Below are 17217 nucleotides of genomic sequence, written 5' to 3'. Positions count from 1 at the left end.
CGAAACATGCTGGTCCGAAGCTCCACAAGCCTCACCGAAAACAGCTATCTCTCATCTCTCTGTCCGGCCGCGGCTGGCTCGCACGAGAACCTGCACATTCTCCACATATAAGGACCAAACGCCCTCTCAGTCCGGGTTCTCGATCCGCACCAGGCCCTCGGCGACCGCCCACTCGATGGACGCGCGCAGCGCGCCGCAGTGCGGGATGCGGGCGCCGGGCTCGCCGGCCGCCACCCGCGGGGCGATCTCCCCGCAGGCGGCGCCGGCCGCGGCGGTCCACTGCACGCTGGTGTGCGGCGGGCTGTTCTTCTCGACCAGGACGCGGGCCCCGCACGCCCGGCAGTCGACCGGCTGCATCCGCTAGGCCCGCATCGACTCGGGGATCGCGGAGAACGACACGCCGTTCGCCACGTTCTCGGCGACCTCCGTGCGCCAGGTCCGCACGGCGCGGGAGGTGTCGATCTCGAACTCGAACCGGTCGGTCATCTCCGGCGTGACGTCCTCGACGTCCACGTAGAACTGCCGGTACCAGCGGCGCAGCTGGTAGACCGGGCCGTCCTGGTCGCACAGCAGCGGGTTGTCGATGGCGGCCTTGTTCTTCCAGATCTCGACGTCCTGCATGAAGCCGAGCCCGACGCCCTCGGCGACCTGCGCGGCCGTCGCGTCGGCCTCCTCGGCGGACATGCCGGGGAACTTCTTCACGATCACGCCCCACTGGAGCATGAAGGAGGTCGGGCTGATCGGGTAGTGGCAGTTGATCAGGACGGTCTCGACCGTCATGTCCGCCGCCTTGTTCCAGAGGTAGTCGATCATGTAGGAGGGGCCGTAGTACGCGGCCTCGGACTTCTGGTCGATCTTCTGCGGCGGGCCCGGGACGAACCCCAGGTAGGCGTCGTCGCGGGACGTCCCGTCGAAGTACTGGGCGGCGACGTGGCCCTCGAAGACGTTCTTGAAGTAGGTCGGCAGCGCGTAGTGGATGTAGAAGAAGTGCGCCATGTCCACGACGTTGTCGACGATCTCGCGGCAGTGCGAGCCGTCCACCCGCAGCGTGTTCCAGGTCCAGCCGCTCCACTCGTCGCTGAACGCGCCCTCGATCCGCGGGATCGTCACCTCGGGCGGCGGCGGGTTGCCCTGCGGGTCGTTCCAGACGAACAGCTGCTTGTTCTCCTCCAGCACCGGCCACGCGCGGGTCCGGGCGCCGCGCGGCGCCCGCTTGGCGTAGGGGATGCCCGCGCACTTGCCGTCGCCGCCCCAGCGCCAGTCGTGGAACGGGCAGGCGATGGCGTCGCCCTTGACGGTGCCCTGGGTCAGGTCTCCGCCCATGTGGGGGCAGTAGCCGTTGAGGACGTTCAGCCCGCCGTTCTCGCCCTGGAACACGACGAGCTTGGTGCCGAACGCCTCGACGGCGTGGGGCTTGCCGTCGCGGAACGCGTCGGCAAGGCCGAGGCAGTGCCAGCCCCGGGCGAACCGCTCCGGCGGGGGTGCGGCCTCGATGACGCGGTGGTTCATGATGTGCCTCCTTGCGTGGCCGGCTCGTCGCCGGCGGCCTGGACGGTGGCTGCCCGGGTGGCGATGTGGGTGGCGGCGGCGTAGCCGAACGTCATGGCGGGGCCGATGGTGGCGCCGGGGCCCGGGTAGGTCTCGCCGGTCACCGCCGACGAGCAGTTCCCGGTCGCGTACAGGCCCTCGATCGCGGACCCGTCCGCGCGCAGTACACGGGCGTCGGCGTCGGTGACGAGGCCGCCCTTGGTGCCGATGTCGCCGGGGACGACCGGCACCGCGTAGAACGGGCCCTTCTCCAGCGGCGCGAGGTTCGGGTTCGGCAGCGTCGGGTCGCCGTAGTAGTTGTCGTAGGCGCTGTCGCCGCGCCCGAAGTCGGCGTCCTTGCCCGCGCGCGCGAACTCGTTGAACCGCTTGAAGGTCGCCTCGAGCCGGCCGGGCGGGACGCCGATCTGCGCGGCCAGGTCGGCGGGCGTGTCCCCCGTCTTGAGGAAGCCGCTCTCCCGCCATTTCTTCGGGAACGGCCGGCCGGGGAACAGGCCGACGAACACGTAGCGGGCCTTGGCGCGCGCGTCGATGATCATCCAGGAGTCCATCGCGGGCATGCCGCGCTCGTACATCCGGTCGACGAACTCGTGGTACGGCAGCGACTCGCGCGCGTACCGCTCCCCGGTGCCGTCCACGATCACCATCGACGGGATGGCGCGGTCGGCGACCAGGAAGAACAGCCGGCCGTCCGGGGTCGGGACGGACGGCGCGCCCCACACCCTGTCCATCAGGTCGACGGCGGCGCCGAGCCGCTGCCCGGCGCGCAGCGTGTCGCCGGTCTGGCCTTCGGCGGCGTGCGTCCACTCCGTGCTGGTCGGGGCCGGGAGGTACTGCTCGCGCAGCGCCTGGTCGTGGGAGAAGCCACCCGCCGCCAGGACGACGCCGCGCCGCGCGCGGACCGTCACGTCCCGGCCGCCGCGCCGGACGGTGACCCCGGCGACCCGGCCGTCCTCGACGACCAGGTCCTGGAACGGGCTGGACAGCCACAGCTCGCCGCCCGCCTCGGCCAGCGCGAGCCGCAGCCGGGCGACCAGGGCCTCGCCGAGCGACAGCAGCCTCCGGCCGGTCAGCAGGACGCCGACCGCGCGGAGGCCGACGCGCATCGCCGTCCGCTTGCCCTTCCACGTCCGCGTGACCATGTTGAGCTTGCCGAAGTCGGCGGACGTCATCGTCATCCCGTAGGTCGGCAGCCCGGCGCGGCGCATCCTGGCGAACTCGGGGCCGAGTTTGCGGCCGTCGACGATGCAGGGCTCGACCGACCGGCCTTCCGGCTTCCCGCCGGGCGCCTCCGGGTAGTAGTCGGAGTAGCCCGGCGTGTACTCGAACCGCACCCAGCGCGTCCGGTCCCGCAGGAAGCGCAGCATCTCCGGGCCGCGCGTCAGGTAGGCGTGCTTGCGCTCGCCCGGCACCCGGTCGCCGACCGTTGCGTCCACGTAGGCGCGCGCGTTCTCCAGGGTGTCGCGCTGACCGGCCTCCTCCAGGTAGAGGTTGTTCGGGATCCAGACCGCGCCGCCGGACAGGGCCGTCGACCCGCCGTACCGCTCGGTCTTCTCCACCACCAGCGCGGTCAGGCCATGCGCCCGGGCGGTGACCGCCGCGGTGAGCCCGCCCGCGCCGGAGCCGACCACCACGACGTCGTACTCGTGTTCTGCTTGCATGGGTCCCTTCTCCGGCTAGTGGAAGGCGCCGGCGGCGTACCCGCCGCGGAAGTACAGCAGCGGGCCGTCGTCGCGCCGGTCGTGCAGCTCGCGGACGGCGCCCACCACGATCAGGTGGTCGCCGGCCTCGTGGACGTCCTCGATCGCACAGTCGATCGCGGCGAGCGCCCCGTCAAGGTGCGCGGTGCCGTGCGGGGAGGCCGTCCAGCCGACGCCGGCGAACTTGTCGGCGCCGCTCACGGCGAACGCCCGGCACACGTCCCGCTGGTCCTCGGCGAGGACGTTGACGGCGAAGCGGCCGGTCGCGGCGATGCGCGGCCAGCTCGTGGACGTGCGGGCCACGCAGAACATCACCAGCGGCGGGTCCAGCGACAGCGACGCGAACGACTGGCAGGCCAGGCCCGCGGGCCGCCCGTCGCCGTCCACGGACGTGACGACGGTGACGCCGGACGCGAACCGGCCGAGCACGTCCCGGAACCCGGCCGCGGGGTCCGGGCCGCTCATATCATCGTGTCCGTCACCTCGAGGCCCAGCGCGCCCATGCCGTAGAGGGTCAGCGCCCGCTCGGGGTCGTTGACGGCGTGGACGCGCCCGGCGTGCGCGTCGCGCCAGCCGCGCTGCACCGGGTGGCCCTCCTTGAGGGCGTGGCCGCCCGCGTTCTCGAACAGCAGGTCGATGGCCCGGATCGCGCGGGCGGTCGCCATGACCTGGTCGCGGCGGGTGCGCAGCCGCAGCCTCAGCGGGTACTCCTCCCCCGCCTCGGCCGCCGCCATCAGCTCCCGGATGTTGCGCTCCATCAGCGTCCACGCGGCGTCGATCTCGCCGGCGGCGGTGGCGATGCGGACCTGCGCGTGCGGGTCCTCGGCCACCTTCTGGCCGCCGTAGGAGACGCGGATGCGCTCGCGGGTCGCCTTCAGGTAGGCGTCCAGAGCGCCCTGCGCGATGCCCGCGATCGGCATGCTGATCGTCGTGGAGAACACCGCCGCGAACGGCAGCCTGTACAGCGGCGCCTTGTTGACCTCGTGGCCGGGGCAGGCGCACGCGGAGGTGTCGGTGAAGCTCAGCGTCCGGTGCTCGGGGACGAACGCGTCCTCGACCACGATGTCGTTGCTGCCGGTGCCGCGCAGGCCGATCGTGTGCCACACGTCGTCGATCCGGTAGTCGGCGCGCGGCAGCAGGAACGTCCGCATGTCGACCGGGTTGCCGTCGGGCCCGGGGACGAGCCCGCCGAGGAGCACCCAGCCGGCGTGGTCGCAGCCGGAGGAGAAGCTCCACCGCCCGCTCACCCGGAACCCGCCGTCCACCGGCGTGATCTTCCCGGTCGGCGCGTAGGACGAGGAGATGCGCGTGTCGGGGTCGGCGCCCCACACCTCCTCCTGCGCCCGGGCCGGGAACAGCGCGAGCTGCCAGGGGTGCACGCCCACCACCGAGGCGACCCAGCCGGTGGACCCGCAGGCCGCGGAGATCTCCCGGACGGCCGTGTAGAACGTGACCGGGTCGGCCTCGTGGCCGCCGAACGCCTTCGGCTGCAGCAGCCGGAAGAACCCCGTCCCCGCCAGCTCCTTGATCGTGGACTCCGGGACCCGGCGCGCCTCCTCGGCGTCGCCGGCCCGTTCCGCGATCGCGGGCACGAGGTCGCGCACCGCCTCCAGAACCTGCTCGCTCATGGTCGCTCCTTGCTCGGACACCGGTCCCCCGGCGGCCGTTCCGGGTGATCCGGCTCACGCGGGTGTTGCGTGCACGCTAGGCGTGGTGTTCCAATTAGAAATAACAACTTCCCGCTGAGCGGGAGACAAGCCGGGAGGAATCAGCCCATGCCGGCACCCGCCGCGGCGACCGAGCCGCCCCTGGAGACCTCGATGCTGGCCCGTGCGGCGCGCATCCTGTACTCCTTCACGAGCACGAGCCCCGAGCTGTCGATGAGCGAGGTGGTCCGGCGCACCGGGCTGCCCCGGTCGTCGGTGCACCGCATCCTCGACCAGCTCGTCCAGCTGCGCGCCCTGGAGCGCACCGGGTCGCGCTACCGGCTCGGCCTCGGCCTGCTCGAACTCGGCGCGCTCGCGGTCCACCAGAACCGGCTGCGCGAGACGGCCCTGCCCCACCTGCGCCGGCTGCACGAGGCGACCGGCGCGCTGGTGCACCTGGCCGTGCTCGACGGCCCCGAGATCGTCTACCTGGAGAAGATCGGCGACGGGACGGAGGAGCGCGTGCCGTCCCGGCTCGGCGGCCGGCAGCCCGCCTACTGCACCGGCGCCGGCAAGGCGCTGCTGGCGTTCGCCGGCGAGGACGAGCTGGCCGAGACGCTCGCCGCCGGGCTGCCCGCCCGCACCAAGTTCACGATCACCGACCCCGGCGCGCTCCGCCGCGAGCTGGCCTACATCCGCGACCACGGCGTCGCGTTCGACCGCGAGGAGGGCCACCGGGGCGTGTCCTGCGTCGCCGCGCCGCTGCGCGACGCCACCGGGCGCGCCGCCGCGGCGATCTCCGTCTGCGGCCCGCCGGCCCGGATCGACGCGCGCCGGATCGTCCCGCCGCTGCTCACCACCGCCCGCGACGTGCGGCGGGCCCTGTTCACCGCGGGCCCGCACCCGCGGCTGCGCTGATGGGAGGCGGTCTCCCGCTCATCGGGAAAGCGCGCAAGCGCGCACGGCAGGGGTTCCTACGGTGCGAGCCACCTCTCACCCCCTTCCAGGAGGATCCCCATGCCTTCGATTCGTGGCGCGGGCGTCGCCGCGCTCATCGCGGCCGGCGGCCTGCTCGCCTCCCCCGCCGCGGTCGCGGCGGCGCCCGTCCCGGCGGCCGCCGGGCCGGCGCAGGACGCGCTGCAGGGCACCGTCAACTTCCGTGACCTCGGCGGATACCGGACGGTCTCGCACGCGCGCGTCCGGCCCGGCCTCGTCTTCCGGACCGACGCGCTGAACCGCACGACGGACGCCGACCTCGGCGCGCTCGGCCGGCTCGGCATCCGCGAGGTCGTCGACCTCCGCACGCCGGGCGAGGTCGCGGGCGACGGCGCGGACCGGCTCCCGCCGGGGCTCTCGGTGACGGCCCGGCCGGTCTCCGACACCGGCATGTACGCGGCCGTGAACGCCGCGATCGGCTCGAAGGACCCCGCCAAGCAGGAGGCCGTGCTCGGCGGCGGGCGCGGCGCGGAGATCATGCGCGTGCTGTACCGGAGCTTCGTCGGCGACGCCGGCTCGCGCGCGGCCTTCGGCCGGACGCTGCGCGACATCGCCGACCGGTCGCGGACGCCGCTGGTCTTCCACTGCACGAGCGGCAAGGACCGGACCGGCTGGACGAGCTACCTGCTGCTGCGCGCGCTCGGCGTCCCGGACAAGACCGCCCGGTACGACTACCTGCAGTCCAACGACTACCGGTGGGACGCCGACGCGGCCACCCGCGCGCAGCTGAAGGCGGCCGGGTACATGCAGGACGCTGACCTGCTCGTCCCGATCCAGGAGGTGCGGGCCGACTACCTGGACGCGGCGCTCGACCAGGTCCGCCGCTCCTACGGCACGCTCGACCGCTACCTGCGCGTCGGCCTCGGCATCGACGGGCGCACCGAGGCCCGCCTACGCCACCAACTGCTCGCCCGCTAACGACGTCGAGTCGCGGCGAGTCGTCGTTGTGGCGCTGCTGCCCATAACGACGACTCGCGGCACGTCAACGAGACGGACGGGGTCAGCCGGTGCTCAGGCCGCCGTCTACGGCGAGTTCGGCGCCGGTGATGTAGGCGGAGGCGTCCGAGGCGAGGAAGAGGACGAGGCCCGCGACGTCCTCGGGGATGCCGGCCCGGCCCAGCGGGACGCGTGGCGCCTTTCCGGCGCCGCGCTCGACGCCGATGCTCGCGATCATCGGGGTGTCGATCACGCCGGGGTGGACGGAGTTGACGCGGATGCCGTCGGCGCCCAGGTCGAGCGCCGCCGAGAGGGTCAGACCGCGCAGCCCGAACTTGCTCGCTCCGTAGGCGGAATGGCCGCGGATGCCGCGCAGGCCGGCCGTCGAGGAGATGTTCACGATCGAGCCGCCGCCTCGTTCGCGCATCGCGGGCACCACGGCCTGGATGCCGAGGAACGGGCCGACGAGGTTGGTCCGCAGGATCTCCTCGAAGTTCTCGCGGGTCTCGCCGGCGACCGGGGCGGTGCGCCAGACGGCGGCGTTGTTGACCAGCACGTCCACGCCGCCGAACGCCTCTGCGGCAACGGCGACGACCCGCTCCCAGTCGCCGGACGACGTCACGTCGTGCCGGACGAACCGGGCGGCGTCCCCGAGGGACTCCGCCACCGCCGCGCCCTCGGCTTCCAGGACGTCGGTGAGCACGACACGGGCCCCGGCCCCGGCGAACATCCGCGCCTCGGCCTCGCCCTGCCCGCGCGCGGCGCCGGTGACGACCGCGACCTTCCCGTCGAGCCTCATCCGCGAGACCCGGCCCGCTCGGCGGCGCGCTCGGCGGCGCGGAAGTGCGGGATGACCGTCTCGCCCCACTGCCGGATCGTCTCCATGCACACCTCCTGCGGGACGGTGCCCATCTGGATCAGGCACATGATCTCGTCCACTCCGATGCCGGCGAGCCGCTGGACGTACTCGATCGCGTCCTCGGCGGTGCCGTAAGCGTGCTCGGCGTTGAAGGTGCCGGTGTCCTGCGGGCGCGCCGGGATGTTCGCCTCGTTGAGCTTGGCGACCAGCGCCTCCTTGTCGCGGGCGAGCGCGGCGATGTTGTCGTCGTCCTCGGTGTCCTCGGCCGGTGCGGGGCCGTGGCCGTACCAGTGCGCGATGGACTCGGCGAAGAACCGCTGGCCGCGCGCGCCGATGCGCAGGGCGCGGTCGCCGTCGTCCAGCACGATCGTCGGGCACAGCGCCACGAACCTGTCCGTGGTGTCGGTGGTGACGAGCCGCTCCGGGGTGCGGGTGCGGACGGTGTCCCAGTAGAGGTCGTACATCTCCTTGACCTCCTCGGGCCCGGCGAAGCCCATCACCAGCGCGCCGACGCCGAGCGCGGCGGCGAGCCTGACGGTGTCGCGCTTCGAGCAGGCCATGTAGAGCGGCGGGTGCGGCGTCTGCACGGGACGCGGCAGGATCTTCGCCGGGCCGACGTCCAGCAGGTCGGTGTGCCAGTCGACCTCGTCCTTGCGCCACGCGTTGGCGAGGAAGCGCAGCGACTCCTCCATCTGCGGGTAGGTCGCGGACGGCTCGACGCCGTACATCCCCATCTCCATCCGGGTGGAGCCGCGCCCGCCGCCGACGTCGAGCCGGCCGCCCGACAGCGCGTCCAGCATGCCGACCCGCTCGGCCACCCGGACGGGGTGGTTGTAGTTGAACGGCATGCAGATCACGCCGTGCCCGATGCGGATCCGGGACGTCCGCGCCGCGACCCAGCTGAGGAAGACCTCGGACGCGGTCATGTGGGCGTAGCGCTCCAGCCCGTGGTGCTCCACGGCCCAGACGCGGTCGAAGCCCATCTCCTCGCCGTGGACGGCCTGGTCGACGCTGTCGAGCAGCAACTGCCGCTCGCGTTCGGGGGTGGGGTTCGCCAGCTGGGCCTCGAAGATCATCGAGAACTGCATCGGGGTCCTCCAGTTATTCCGATTCGAAATATTCCTAACAGATATATTGCCGTGCCGCCACATGACCGTCCGGCATGCGGCGACCAGTACGCTGGCCGGGTGAGCGACACGGCACCGAAGGGCAGGGCGACGCGCGGCACGGCGAAGGACGAGGTGGCGAAGGACGGGGCGCCGAAGGACGGGGCGCCGAACCTCCCGCCGACCAGCTGGGCCGTGCTCGGGCTGCTGTCCTTCGGCGAGGAGCTGTCGGGCTACGACCTGAAGAAGTGGGCCGACTGGAGCCTGAAGTTCTTCTACTGGAGCCCCTCCTACAGCCAGATCTACGGCGAGCTGAAGCGGCTGGAGAGGCTCGGGTTCGCCACGTCCCGCGTCGAGCTGACCGAGAGCACCCGGGGCAAGCGCGTCTACGCGATCACCGAGGAGGGCATGGCCGCGGTGTCGCGCTGGGCGCGCGAGGCGCCGGTCGAGCCGCCCGTCCTCAAGCACGGCGTGATGCTCCGCACCTGGCTCGGCCACCTGATGGAACCGGCCCGGCTCCGCGAGATCCTCGAACAGCACGGCGACTACGCCGAGAAGATGAGCCGGCGCGCGGCGGCCGACGCCGGGGGCGCCGCCGAGGTCGCCGAGTGGGCGTACCCGGAGCTGGTGCTGCGCTGGTCCCAGCGCTACTACGAGGCCGAGCGGGAGCTCACCCGCCAGATGCTCGCCGACCTGGACGAACTCGCCGCCGGGTCCGCGAAGCGCTAACACCGGGCGGCCCGCCGCCGCACCGCGCTCACCTCGCGAGCAAATGACCGAAGGTGCCGCGGAAGAACAGCAGCGGCCGGGCGGCGCGGACGGCGGCCAGGTCCCGGACCCGGCCGACCACGATCGAGTGGTCGCCGCCGGGCAGCTCCCGCTCGATGTCGGCCTCGATCCAGGCGAGTGCGCCGTCCAGCAGCGGCGAGCCGCCCGGGCCCGGCGTCCAGGCGACGCCGGCGAACTTGTCCCGGCCCGCCATCGCCCGGCACAGCCCGCCCTGGTCCGCGGCGAGCACGTTCACCGCGAACCGGCCGGCCGCGCGCACGCGCGGCCAGGTGGTGGACGCCGCGCCCGGGCAGAAGCAGACCAGGGGCGGGTCCAGGGACAGCGACGAGAACGACTGGCAGGCCATGCCGACCGGCTCGTCCCCGTCCATGGCCGTGACCACCACGACTCCCGTGCAGAACGCGCCGAGGACCCGGCGCATCCGCTCCCCCGGCACCGGGCCCGCGCCCGCGCGCGCCGCCGTCCCGTCCGTCACCGCGTGCGCCGCCATGCGCCCTCCATACATCGAACCGATATATTTCTAATAGAAACATTCCGATTAGAAGCATCCCTGTGGTTCCATGTCAAGGCGCCCGGCTCCCCCGTCCGGCCCGAAGGAGCAGACCATGCCGCCCGACCTGCCGCCCGACCTGCCGCCCGACCTGCCGCCCGACCTGCCGGCCGAGCCGGCCCCCGCCACGATCCCCGCGCTCGTCCGGCACGCCGCCCGCGTCCACGGCGACCGCGAGGCGCTGGCGGCCGAGACCGCGCAGGGCCCGGTCCGGCGGACGTTCGCGCAGCTCGGAACCGATGTCGAGGCGTCGGCGCGGGCGGCGATCGGCGCCGGCGTCCGGCCCGGCGACCGGGTGGCGATCTGGGCGCCCAACAGCGCGGAGTGGATCGTCGCGGCGCTCGGGCTGGTGAGCGCGGGCGCGGTGCTGGTGCCGCTCAACACCCGCTACCGGGCGGCCGAGGCCGCCGACATCCTGCGCCGCAGCCGCGCGGCCGCGCTGTTCACCGTGCGCGGGTTCCTCGGCAACGACTACCCGGCGATGCTGGCCGGGTCAGGCGCCGAGCTGCCCGATCTGCGCCTGGTCGTGCTGCTGGCGGGCGAGCCGGACGGGACCGCCGTGAGCTGGGCCGGCCACCTCGCGGGCGGCGCCGGCGTCAGCGCCGGCGAGGCGCGCGAGCGGGCCGGGCAGGTCCGTCCCGGCGACGTCTGCGACATCGTCTTCACCTCCGGCACCACCGGACGGCCCAAGGGCGCGATGTCGACGCACGGCCAGACGCTCCGGGTCTTCCGGGCCTGGAGCGAGGTCGCCACGCTCCGGCCCGGCGACCGGTACCTGCTGATCAACCCGTTCTTCCACACCTTCGGCTACAAGGCGGGCGTGCTGGCGTGCCTGCTGAACGGCGCGACGATGCTGCCGGAGGCGGTGTTCGACGCGGAGCGCGCGGCCCGCCGGCTGGCCGGCGAGCGGGTCACCGTCCTGATGGGCCCGCCGACGGTCTTCTCCGCGCTGCTCGCGCTGCCCGGCCGGCCCCCGCACGCGGTGCGGCTGGCGGGGACCGGCGCGGCCGACGTGCCGGTCGGCCTCGTCCGCCGGATCCGCACCGACCTCGGGGTGCCGGACGTGTTCACCGCCTACGGGCTGAGCGAGGCGTGCGGCGTGGCGTCGGTCTGCCCGGTGGACGCCGACGCCGAGACCGTCGCGCGCACCACCGGCCCCGCGCTGCCCGGCACCGAGATCCGGATCGCCGGGGCGGACGGCCGGCCGCTGCCGCCCGGCGGGACCGGCGAGATCCTGGTCCGCGGCTACAACGTCATGAAGGGCTACCTGGACGATCCGGACGCCACCGCGCAGGCGATCGACTCCGGCGGCTGGCTGCGCACCGGCGACTGCGGGCGGCTGGACGAGCGCGGCTACCTGACCGTCACCGGCCGGCTCAAGGACATGTTCGTGGTCGGCGGCTTCAACGCCTACCCGGCGGAGATCGAGAGCGTGCTCGTCCGGCATCCGGCGGTCGCGGACGCGGCGGTCGTCGGGGTGCCGGACGCGCGGCTCGGCGAGGTCGGCGCGGCCTTCCTGGTGCTGCGGGACGGCGAGCGGATCGACCGTGGGGAGCTGGCCGGCTGGCTGCGCGAGCGGCTCGCCAACTTCAAGGTGCCCCGGCACTTCCACGTCGTCGGCGAGCTGCCCCGCAACGCGAGCGGGAAGGTCGTCAAGCGGCGGCTGCGGGCGCGGGCGTGATCAGCCGGGGGCCTGCGTGGGCGTGCCGGCCGGCGGGACGGCCCGCCCGGACGCGAGCAGTTCGTCCAGGTCGGCGAGCATCTGGTCGGCCAGGTCGCGTTCGGCGGCGTAGTAGCGGGTCGCCCAGCGCGCCACCAGCTCGGGGTAGGCCCAGCCGGAGACGGACGCGGCGTACGTGCGGGAGTACTCCGCCTCCTCCAGCAGCCGCTGGGCGTCGTCGCGGTGCTCGGTCACGATCTGCCGCAGCCGCTCGGGGGTGGCCAGGTGCCCGAGCCACACGCGCAGGGCCGTCCCGTGCTTGAGGACGGGCGGCTCGACCGGCGCCCGCTCGACCCAGCCGGCGAGCGCGTCGCGTCCGGCCGGGGTGATGGTGTAGACGCGCCGGGACCGGCCGTCGGCCGCGGTGCCCATGCGGGACTCGGCGTATCCGACGCGTTCCAGCCGCTTGAGCTCGGTGTAGATCTGGCTCATCGCGGGGCTCCAGTAGAAGAACCGCAGGATGTGCTCGGCCCACTGGCGGATCTCGTAGCCGGTCAGCCCCTCGCCGAAGGACAGGATGCCGAGCACGGCCCAGGCCGTGGCGGGCAGCCGTTCACCGGACGGTTCGGAGGGCAGCGCCATGGCGCCCAGCGTAGCCATCCGCGGGCGCCTGGCACGTCACCGCCCGACGAAGATGTTCCAAATTGGAATATGTTGTGAGGAAAGCGCACGTCAGAGCAGGGAGAGAATCATGTCCGGACTGCAGGACAAGGTAGTGATCGTCACGGGCGGGGCCCGCGGGCTGGGCGCCGCGGCCGCCGCGCGGATGGCGCGGGACGGCGCGAAGATCGTCGTCACCGACCTGCTGGAGGAGCCGGGCACCGGGACCGCGGCCGAGGTCGGCGGGCTGTTCGTCCGGCACGACGTCACCGACCGGGACGGCTGGCAGGCCGTCACCGCGGCGGCGCTCGACGCCTACGGCCGGATCGACGGGCTGGTCAACAACGCCGGGATCGCGTCGAACTCGCTGATCGAGAACGAGTCCCCGGAGTACTTCGAGAAGGTGCTCAAGATCAATCTGTTCGGGGTGTTCCTCGGCCTGCAGGCGGTCATCGAGCCGATGAAGGCGGCGGGCGGCGGCTCGATCGTCAACATCTCCTCCGCCGCCGGGCTGACCGCGCTGCCGCTGACCTCCGGGTACGGCGCGTCCAAGTGGGGCGTGCGCGGCCTCACCAAGATCGCCGCGACGGAGCTGGGCCGGCACCGGATCCGGGTCAACTCCGTGCACCCCGGCATGACCTACACGCCGATGACCGCCGAGCACGCCACGCAGGGCGAGGGCGGCTTCCCGCTCGCCGCCCTCGGCCGGGTCGGCGTGCCCGCGGAGATCGGCGAGGCGGTGTCCTTCCTGGTCTCGGACGCGGCGGCCTACGTGACCGGCGCCGAGCTCGCGGTGGACGGCGGCTGGACGGCCGGCGAGGTCGTGATGATGGCGCAGGCAGCCGGCTGACCATGCCCCTCGCCCCCCGCGCGCAGAGGATCGCCGCCGCGATGACGGCGGGCTTCCCCGCGATCGGCGCCGAGGTCACCGATGCGGCGCAGGCGCGGCGGCTGCTGGCCGCCGCGCCCCGTCCCGACCTCGCACCGGTCCCCGTCGCCCGCACCGAGGACCGCGTCCTCGGCGGCACCGGCCCGCCCGTCCGGATCTACTGGCCGGACGGCGCCGCCCCGCACCCGGTCACCGTCTTCTTCCACGGCGGCGGTTTCACCCTCTGCGGGCTGGACAGCCACGACCGCTTCTGCCGGATCCTCGTGTCCGGCGCCGGCACGATCGTGGTCTCGGTCGACTACCGGCTGGCGCCCGAGCACCCGTTCCCCGCCGCCGTCGAGGACGCGCGGGCCGCCGTGGCCTGGGCGCACGCGAACGCGGCGGCGCTCGGCGGGGACCCGGGCCGGCTGGCGGTGGCGGGCGACAGCGCGGGCGGCGCGCTCGCCGCGGTCGCGTGCCTCGCGGCCCGCGACCACGCGGGTCCGCCGATCGCGTTCCAGCTGCTGGTCTACCCCGTGACCGACGCCGGGCAGGACACCGCGTCCTATCGGGAGCACGCCGAGGGCGGGTTCCTGACGGCGGCGCACATGCGCTGGTACTGGGAGCAGTACCTCACCGACCCGTCGGACGCGGACCACCCGTACGCCTCACCGCTGCGGGCCCGGGATCTGTCCCATCTACCGCCGGCCTTCGTCCTCACCGCCGAGTGTGATCCCCTGCGCGACGAGGGAGAGGCGTACGCGGCGCGGCTGGCCGAGGCCGGTGTCCCGGTGGAGGCCCGCCGGTTCGACGGGGCCTTCCACGGCTTCTTCGGGCTCGACCACGTCCTTCCCGTCGCCGTCGAGGCCCGGCGGGCGACCACGGAGGCGCTCCGCGCCGCGCTCGGCACCGTCCCGCCCCCGTAGCCGGTGACACACCGGTGAATCGCGCGGTCATCGCCCGCCACCGGTGAAGAACCGGTCGACGATCGCCTTGGCGGCGGTTCCGGTGTCGTACTCGCCGTGCCGCTCGGCGAACCGGCGCCGGGCGGCGGCGTGCTCGCGGCGGACGCCGTCCAGGTCTGCGAGCACGGCCAGCAGCGCGTCCTCGCCGGTGACGACCGGGCCGGGCTCCGGCGCCGGAGGGCCGGCGCGGCCCGCGGCGTCCGGCGTGTAGAAGATCATCGGACGGTCCAGCAGCGCGTAGTCGAACAGGACCGGCGAATGGTCGGTGACCAGCGCGTCCGACAACAGCATCAGCGGCGCGACGTCGTGCACCGCCCCCGCGTCGATCACGGCGCCGTCCATTCCGGGCGGGACGACGGCGGTGCCGGGGCCGGGGGCGCGGACGAGCAGGACGTGCGAGTCGCCGAGTTCCCGGGCGAACCGTTCCAGCGGGAAGGGGACCTCGAACGGCCTGGCGGGCCGGCCGTCCTCGCCGGGGCGGAACGCGGGCGCGTACAGCACGACGGAACGGCGGTCGCCGGACAGCCCGAGGCGCCGCCGCACCGCCGCCGTCTCGCGCGGATCGCCGCCGTTGATCAGCGGGTCGTTGCGCGGGCAGCCGGTCCGCAGCGGCCGGGCGGTCGCCGCCGCGCGGACGTCGTGCTCGGACCGGACGACGACGTGGTCGTACCGGCCTCGCCCGGCGCCGGGCTCGGCGGACGGCTCGTCCGGGCCGACCGGTACCGGCGCCGGGCCCTGCGCCTGAATGTGGGTGGTCTGCGGGCGCTTTCTCAGCTCGCCGGGCAGGCTCCGGTCGTCGATCCAGAACTCGGCGCGGGCGAGCGCGCGGTAGTAGGCCCAAGATCCGCGCTTGACCAGCGGCGCCTCGTCGGGGAAGCCGCGCCGGGTGTCGCGGTAGGACCAGACGGCCCGGTAGGGGGCGCCGCTGTCGCGCAGCGCCCGGTAGATGTACTTGGGGTCGCCGCAGTAGCGGGCGCCGAGGCGGCTCTCGAAGACGACCGTGCCCTTGCGCACCGGCAGCCGGACCAGCACCCGGTTGAACACGGCGATCTTCGTCCGGCGGGCGGTGCACCGCTCGCGCAGCCTGCGCTCGGCCCGGACGGCCCGCCGCCACCAGCGCCGCCCGGCGCCCGTCCGGGCCACCCGGCGCAGCGCGGGCAGGGTGACGCGGGCGGGCCAGCGCCCGGCCGCCATCCGCAGCGCGAGCTCGCCGGTGGCGGCGACGTAGGCCTCCAGCCGGTCGCCGGCGGCGCGGGTCAGGCGGGGGCGGACGGGCACGGCGAGGCCGCAGTGCGCGGTGCCCTCGGAGGTCAGCCGCACCTCGACCGCGGTGTCGCCGGCGGTCAGCCGCAGCCAGAGCGCCCACGTCTGGTCGACCAGGCCGATCGGGCGGATCACGCGGGAGGGGAGGAACACCGTCTCCCACGCGATCCGGCCGTTCTCCCGGCGCACGGTCGCCGGCACGCGGAACGCGCGGCGGGGCCGGCGGCGGTCGCGGATCTCCAGCCGGCCGCCCAGCTCGGCGTCCTCGGGGATCCGGCCGAGCGGGTTGACGACGGTGCCCGACATGCGCAGGGCCCTGCCGTCGCGGCGCATCGCGGTGACCCGTCCGCCGAGCACCAGGTCGCCGAGCGGCGCCGAGTGCACGCCGAGGCCGGTGATGTCCAGGACGCGGCGGGCCGACGCGGTGCCGAGGTGGTCGCGGGTCCAGTAGACGCGCCCGTCCCGTTCGGCGGGCGCGATCGACAGGACCGGCCGGCCGCCGCCCTTCGGCGCGTGGTCGGCGGCGGCGAGCGCCGCCTCGATGTCGCCTTCGCGGATCATCAGCGCGGCGATCGCGGGCATCTTCTCGGCGGACTCGAACACCGCGTCGGCCAGCCCGGCGAGGTAGGGCCGGGCCAGGCCGGCGAACGCCTCGCGGTGCCAGGGGTCGCGGCTGCGCATCTCGCGCAGGTAGAGCAGCAGGTCGTGGTTGACGAACTTGACGTCCTTGACCAGCGCGAGCTCGTCCGCGCCGTGCGCGCGCAGTTCCGCGTCGATGCGCCGGTGGATCTCCAGCCGGTCGGCGAAGCCGCTCAGCTCGGCGCGCCGGTTGGTGATCGAGAGGGCGCCGCCGCGCGGATCCACCAGCCAGTTGTAGACCCGGTGCGGGATGACGGCGATCCGGTCGGCGCCGAGATAGGCCTGGGCGCTGAACAGCAGGTCCTCGTAGTGCAGCCGGTCGGCGAACCGCAGCCCGGCGCGGTCGAGGAACGTGCGCCGGTAGCACTTGTTGGTCGCCAGCGTGTCGTAGAGGAGGCCGGGGTTGTCGAGGATGCCGTCGTAGACGGCGCTCTCCCGGTAGAGCCGGGGGTACCAGACGTGCTCGCGGTCGGGCAGGACGCGGACGCAGCGGCCCGACACCAGGTCGGCACCCGTGCCGTCGGCGGCGGCGACCATGTTCCGGCAGGCGTGCCGGTCGAGGGTGTCGTCGCTGTCGAGGAACATCACGTACCGGCCCTCGGCGTGCCGGAGGCCGACGTTGCGCGGCCGTCCGCAGCCGCCGGAGTTCACCGGGAGGGTGAAGGCGCGCACCCGGCCGGAGGCCCGGGCGGCCAGCCGGGCGGCGACCGCGGGCGTCGCGTCGGTGCTCGCGTCGTCGACGATCACGACCTCGACCCCGGGCAGCGACTGCCCGAGCGCCGAGCGGACGGCGCGCGGCAGCCGCGGCGCGTCGTTGTAGACGATCACCACGACGGTCACGTCGGGTTCGGGTGGCATCGGCCCCACCGCCCCCTCGCTCCTCGACCTGGCTACTACCGCGATGGTAGAAGCCTGGGGGTAATCGGAACGTCAGCGCCGGGCTCCCTTCACCCGGGCCCGGGATATACCCCCGAATCAGCCGGAAACCCCACTTCAGAGGGGGTGCACCGGATATGCGGGGGCGTAGGGCCGGGC

16 protein-coding genes are annotated in these 17217 nt (G+C 74.0%); 6 read left to right on the top strand and 10 right to left on the bottom strand.

Going from position 1 to position 17217, the window contains the following annotated elements; translation table 11 throughout:
* Positions 1-126 precede the first annotated feature (126 nt).
* The 5 genes from ACA514_RS19730 to hsaA are packed head-to-tail and all read right to left on the bottom strand — an operon-like array spanning position 127 to position 4873.
* On the bottom strand, positions 127-357 hold the full coding sequence (locus tag ACA514_RS19730; RefSeq protein ID WP_375042640.1) for a ferredoxin: 231 nt from the start codon (positions 355-357) through the stop codon (positions 127-129).
* Between the two features lie 3 nt (positions 358-360).
* Positions 361-1509 carry a Rieske 2Fe-2S domain-containing protein gene (locus ACA514_RS19725; protein ID WP_375042639.1) on the bottom strand — a complete coding sequence of 383 codons (1149 nt, stop codon included), beginning with the start codon at positions 1507-1509 and terminating at the stop codon, positions 361-363.
* Positions 1506-3206 carry an FAD-binding protein gene (locus tag ACA514_RS19720; protein WP_375042638.1) on the bottom strand — a complete coding sequence of 567 codons (1701 nt, stop codon included), beginning with the start codon at positions 3204-3206 and terminating at the stop codon, positions 1506-1508. The genes ACA514_RS19725 and ACA514_RS19720 overlap by 4 nt, the downstream gene beginning before the upstream one ends.
* A gap of 15 nt (positions 3207-3221) precedes the next feature.
* Complete coding sequence (locus ACA514_RS19715; protein ID WP_375042637.1) at positions 3222-3710, bottom strand: flavin reductase family protein; 489 nt, start codon at positions 3708-3710, stop codon at positions 3222-3224.
* On the bottom strand, positions 3707-4873 hold the full coding sequence (gene hsaA, locus ACA514_RS19710) for a 3-hydroxy-9,10-secoandrosta-1,3,5(10)-triene-9,17-dione monooxygenase oxygenase subunit (RefSeq protein ID WP_375042636.1): 1167 nt from the start codon (positions 4871-4873) through the stop codon (positions 3707-3709). The genes ACA514_RS19715 and hsaA overlap by 4 nt, the downstream gene beginning before the upstream one ends.
* A 147-nt stretch (positions 4874-5020) precedes the next feature.
* Between hsaA and ACA514_RS19705 the strand changes: the two genes are divergently transcribed.
* Both ACA514_RS19705 and ACA514_RS19700 read left to right on the top strand, forming a co-directional pair.
* Positions 5021-5809, top strand: coding sequence for an IclR family transcriptional regulator (locus ACA514_RS19705; protein ID WP_375042635.1), 789 nt, complete (start codon positions 5021-5023; stop codon positions 5807-5809).
* Between the two features lie 99 nt (positions 5810-5908).
* Positions 5909-6805 carry a tyrosine-protein phosphatase gene (locus tag ACA514_RS19700; RefSeq protein ID WP_375042634.1) on the top strand — a complete coding sequence of 299 codons (897 nt, stop codon included), beginning with the start codon at positions 5909-5911 and terminating at the stop codon, positions 6803-6805.
* A gap of 82 nt (positions 6806-6887) precedes the next feature.
* On the opposite strand, the gene ACA514_RS19695 is transcribed toward ACA514_RS19700, so the two are convergent.
* On the bottom strand, positions 6888-7622 hold the full coding sequence (locus tag ACA514_RS19695; protein WP_375042633.1) for a glucose 1-dehydrogenase: 735 nt from the start codon (positions 7620-7622) through the stop codon (positions 6888-6890).
* Positions 7619-8770 (bottom strand): LLM class flavin-dependent oxidoreductase, encoded by a 1152-nt coding sequence (locus ACA514_RS19690; RefSeq protein ID WP_375042632.1) that lies wholly within the window; start codon positions 8768-8770, stop codon positions 7619-7621. Before ACA514_RS19690 ends, ACA514_RS19695 begins: the two co-directional genes overlap by 4 nt.
* Before the next feature lie 99 nt (positions 8771-8869).
* On the opposite strand from ACA514_RS19690, the gene ACA514_RS19685 reads away from it, so the two are divergent.
* Complete coding sequence (locus ACA514_RS19685) at positions 8870-9517, top strand: PadR family transcriptional regulator (protein ID WP_375042631.1); 648 nt, start codon at positions 8870-8872, stop codon at positions 9515-9517.
* Between the two features lie 28 nt (positions 9518-9545).
* Here ACA514_RS19685 and ACA514_RS19680 read toward each other — a convergent pair whose 3' ends face one another.
* Positions 9546-10067, bottom strand: coding sequence for a flavin reductase family protein (locus ACA514_RS19680; RefSeq protein ID WP_375042630.1), 522 nt, complete (start codon positions 10065-10067; stop codon positions 9546-9548).
* 115 nt (positions 10068-10182) lie between these two features.
* Here ACA514_RS19680 and ACA514_RS19675 point away from each other — a divergent pair, with 115 nt between their 5' ends.
* Positions 10183-11808 carry a FadD3 family acyl-CoA ligase gene (locus ACA514_RS19675; protein ID WP_375042629.1) on the top strand — a complete coding sequence of 542 codons (1626 nt, stop codon included), beginning with the start codon at positions 10183-10185 and terminating at the stop codon, positions 11806-11808.
* Here the strand turns inward: ACA514_RS19675 and ACA514_RS19670 are convergent, their stop codons facing one another.
* On the bottom strand, positions 11809-12429 hold the full coding sequence (locus tag ACA514_RS19670; RefSeq protein ID WP_375042628.1) for a PadR family transcriptional regulator: 621 nt from the start codon (positions 12427-12429) through the stop codon (positions 11809-11811).
* Positions 12430-12538: 109 nt separating this feature from the next.
* On the opposite strand from ACA514_RS19670, the gene ACA514_RS19665 reads away from it, so the two are divergent.
* Both ACA514_RS19665 and ACA514_RS19660 read left to right on the top strand, forming a co-directional pair.
* Positions 12539-13297 carry a glucose 1-dehydrogenase gene (locus tag ACA514_RS19665; RefSeq protein ID WP_375042627.1) on the top strand — a complete coding sequence of 253 codons (759 nt, stop codon included), beginning with the start codon at positions 12539-12541 and terminating at the stop codon, positions 13295-13297.
* A gap of 2 nt (positions 13298-13299) precedes the next feature.
* The gene (locus tag ACA514_RS19660; protein WP_375042626.1) at positions 13300-14241 is read left to right on the top strand and encodes an alpha/beta hydrolase; all 942 of its coding nucleotides are present in this window, start codon (positions 13300-13302) and stop codon (positions 14239-14241) included.
* A 27-nt stretch (positions 14242-14268) separates the two neighbouring features.
* On the opposite strand, the gene ACA514_RS19655 is transcribed toward ACA514_RS19660, so the two are convergent.
* A complete protein-coding gene (locus ACA514_RS19655) occupies positions 14269-17040 on the bottom strand; it encodes a CDP-glycerol glycerophosphotransferase family protein (protein ID WP_375042625.1) in 2772 nt (923 codons plus the stop codon).
* Positions 17041-17217 lie beyond the last annotated feature (177 nt).

Source organism: Actinomadura sp. NTSP31, assembly GCF_041951385.1.
Lineage (GTDB): Bacteria > Actinomycetota > Actinomycetes > Streptosporangiales > Streptosporangiaceae > Spirillospora > Spirillospora napierensis.
The sequence above is the reverse complement of the archived record's forward strand: the minus strand, read 5'-3'. Positions and strand labels throughout refer to the sequence as shown.

Excerpts from the sequence above, each read along its gene's own strand:
- ACA514_RS19675 (WP_375042629.1), top strand. The coding sequence starts at position 10,183 with ATGCCGCCCGACCTGCCGCCCGACCTGCCGCCCGACCTGCCGCCCGAC.
- ACA514_RS19715 (WP_375042637.1), bottom strand. The coding sequence starts at position 3,710 with ATGAGCGGCCCGGACCCCGCGGCCGGGTTCCGGGACGTGCTCGGCCGG.
- ACA514_RS19705 (WP_375042635.1), top strand. The coding sequence starts at position 5,021 with ATGCCGGCACCCGCCGCGGCGACCGAGCCGCCCCTGGAGACCTCGATG.
- ACA514_RS19690 (WP_375042632.1), bottom strand. The coding sequence starts at position 8,770 with ATGCAGTTCTCGATGATCTTCGAGGCCCAGCTGGCGAACCCCACCCCC.
- ACA514_RS19655 (WP_375042625.1), bottom strand. The coding sequence starts at position 17,040 with ATGCCACCCGAACCCGACGTGACCGTCGTGGTGATCGTCTACAACGAC.
- ACA514_RS19665 (WP_375042627.1), top strand. The coding sequence starts at position 12,539 with ATGTCCGGACTGCAGGACAAGGTAGTGATCGTCACGGGCGGGGCCCGC.
- ACA514_RS19660 (WP_375042626.1), top strand. The coding sequence starts at position 13,300 with ATGCCCCTCGCCCCCCGCGCGCAGAGGATCGCCGCCGCGATGACGGCG.
- ACA514_RS19720 (WP_375042638.1), bottom strand. The coding sequence starts at position 3,206 with ATGCAAGCAGAACACGAGTACGACGTCGTGGTGGTCGGCTCCGGCGCG.
- ACA514_RS19700 (WP_375042634.1), top strand. The coding sequence starts at position 5,909 with ATGCCTTCGATTCGTGGCGCGGGCGTCGCCGCGCTCATCGCGGCCGGC.
- ACA514_RS19680 (WP_375042630.1), bottom strand. The coding sequence starts at position 10,067 with ATGGCGGCGCACGCGGTGACGGACGGGACGGCGGCGCGCGCGGGCGCG.
- ACA514_RS19725 (WP_375042639.1), bottom strand. The coding sequence starts at position 1,509 with ATGAACCACCGCGTCATCGAGGCCGCACCCCCGCCGGAGCGGTTCGCC.
- ACA514_RS19730 (WP_375042640.1), bottom strand. The coding sequence starts at position 357 with ATGCAGCCGGTCGACTGCCGGGCGTGCGGGGCCCGCGTCCTGGTCGAG.
- ACA514_RS19695 (WP_375042633.1), bottom strand. The coding sequence starts at position 7,622 with ATGAGGCTCGACGGGAAGGTCGCGGTCGTCACCGGCGCCGCGCGCGGG.
- ACA514_RS19670 (WP_375042628.1), bottom strand. The coding sequence starts at position 12,429 with ATGGCGCTGCCCTCCGAACCGTCCGGTGAACGGCTGCCCGCCACGGCC.
- hsaA (WP_375042636.1), bottom strand. The coding sequence starts at position 4,873 with ATGAGCGAGCAGGTTCTGGAGGCGGTGCGCGACCTCGTGCCCGCGATC.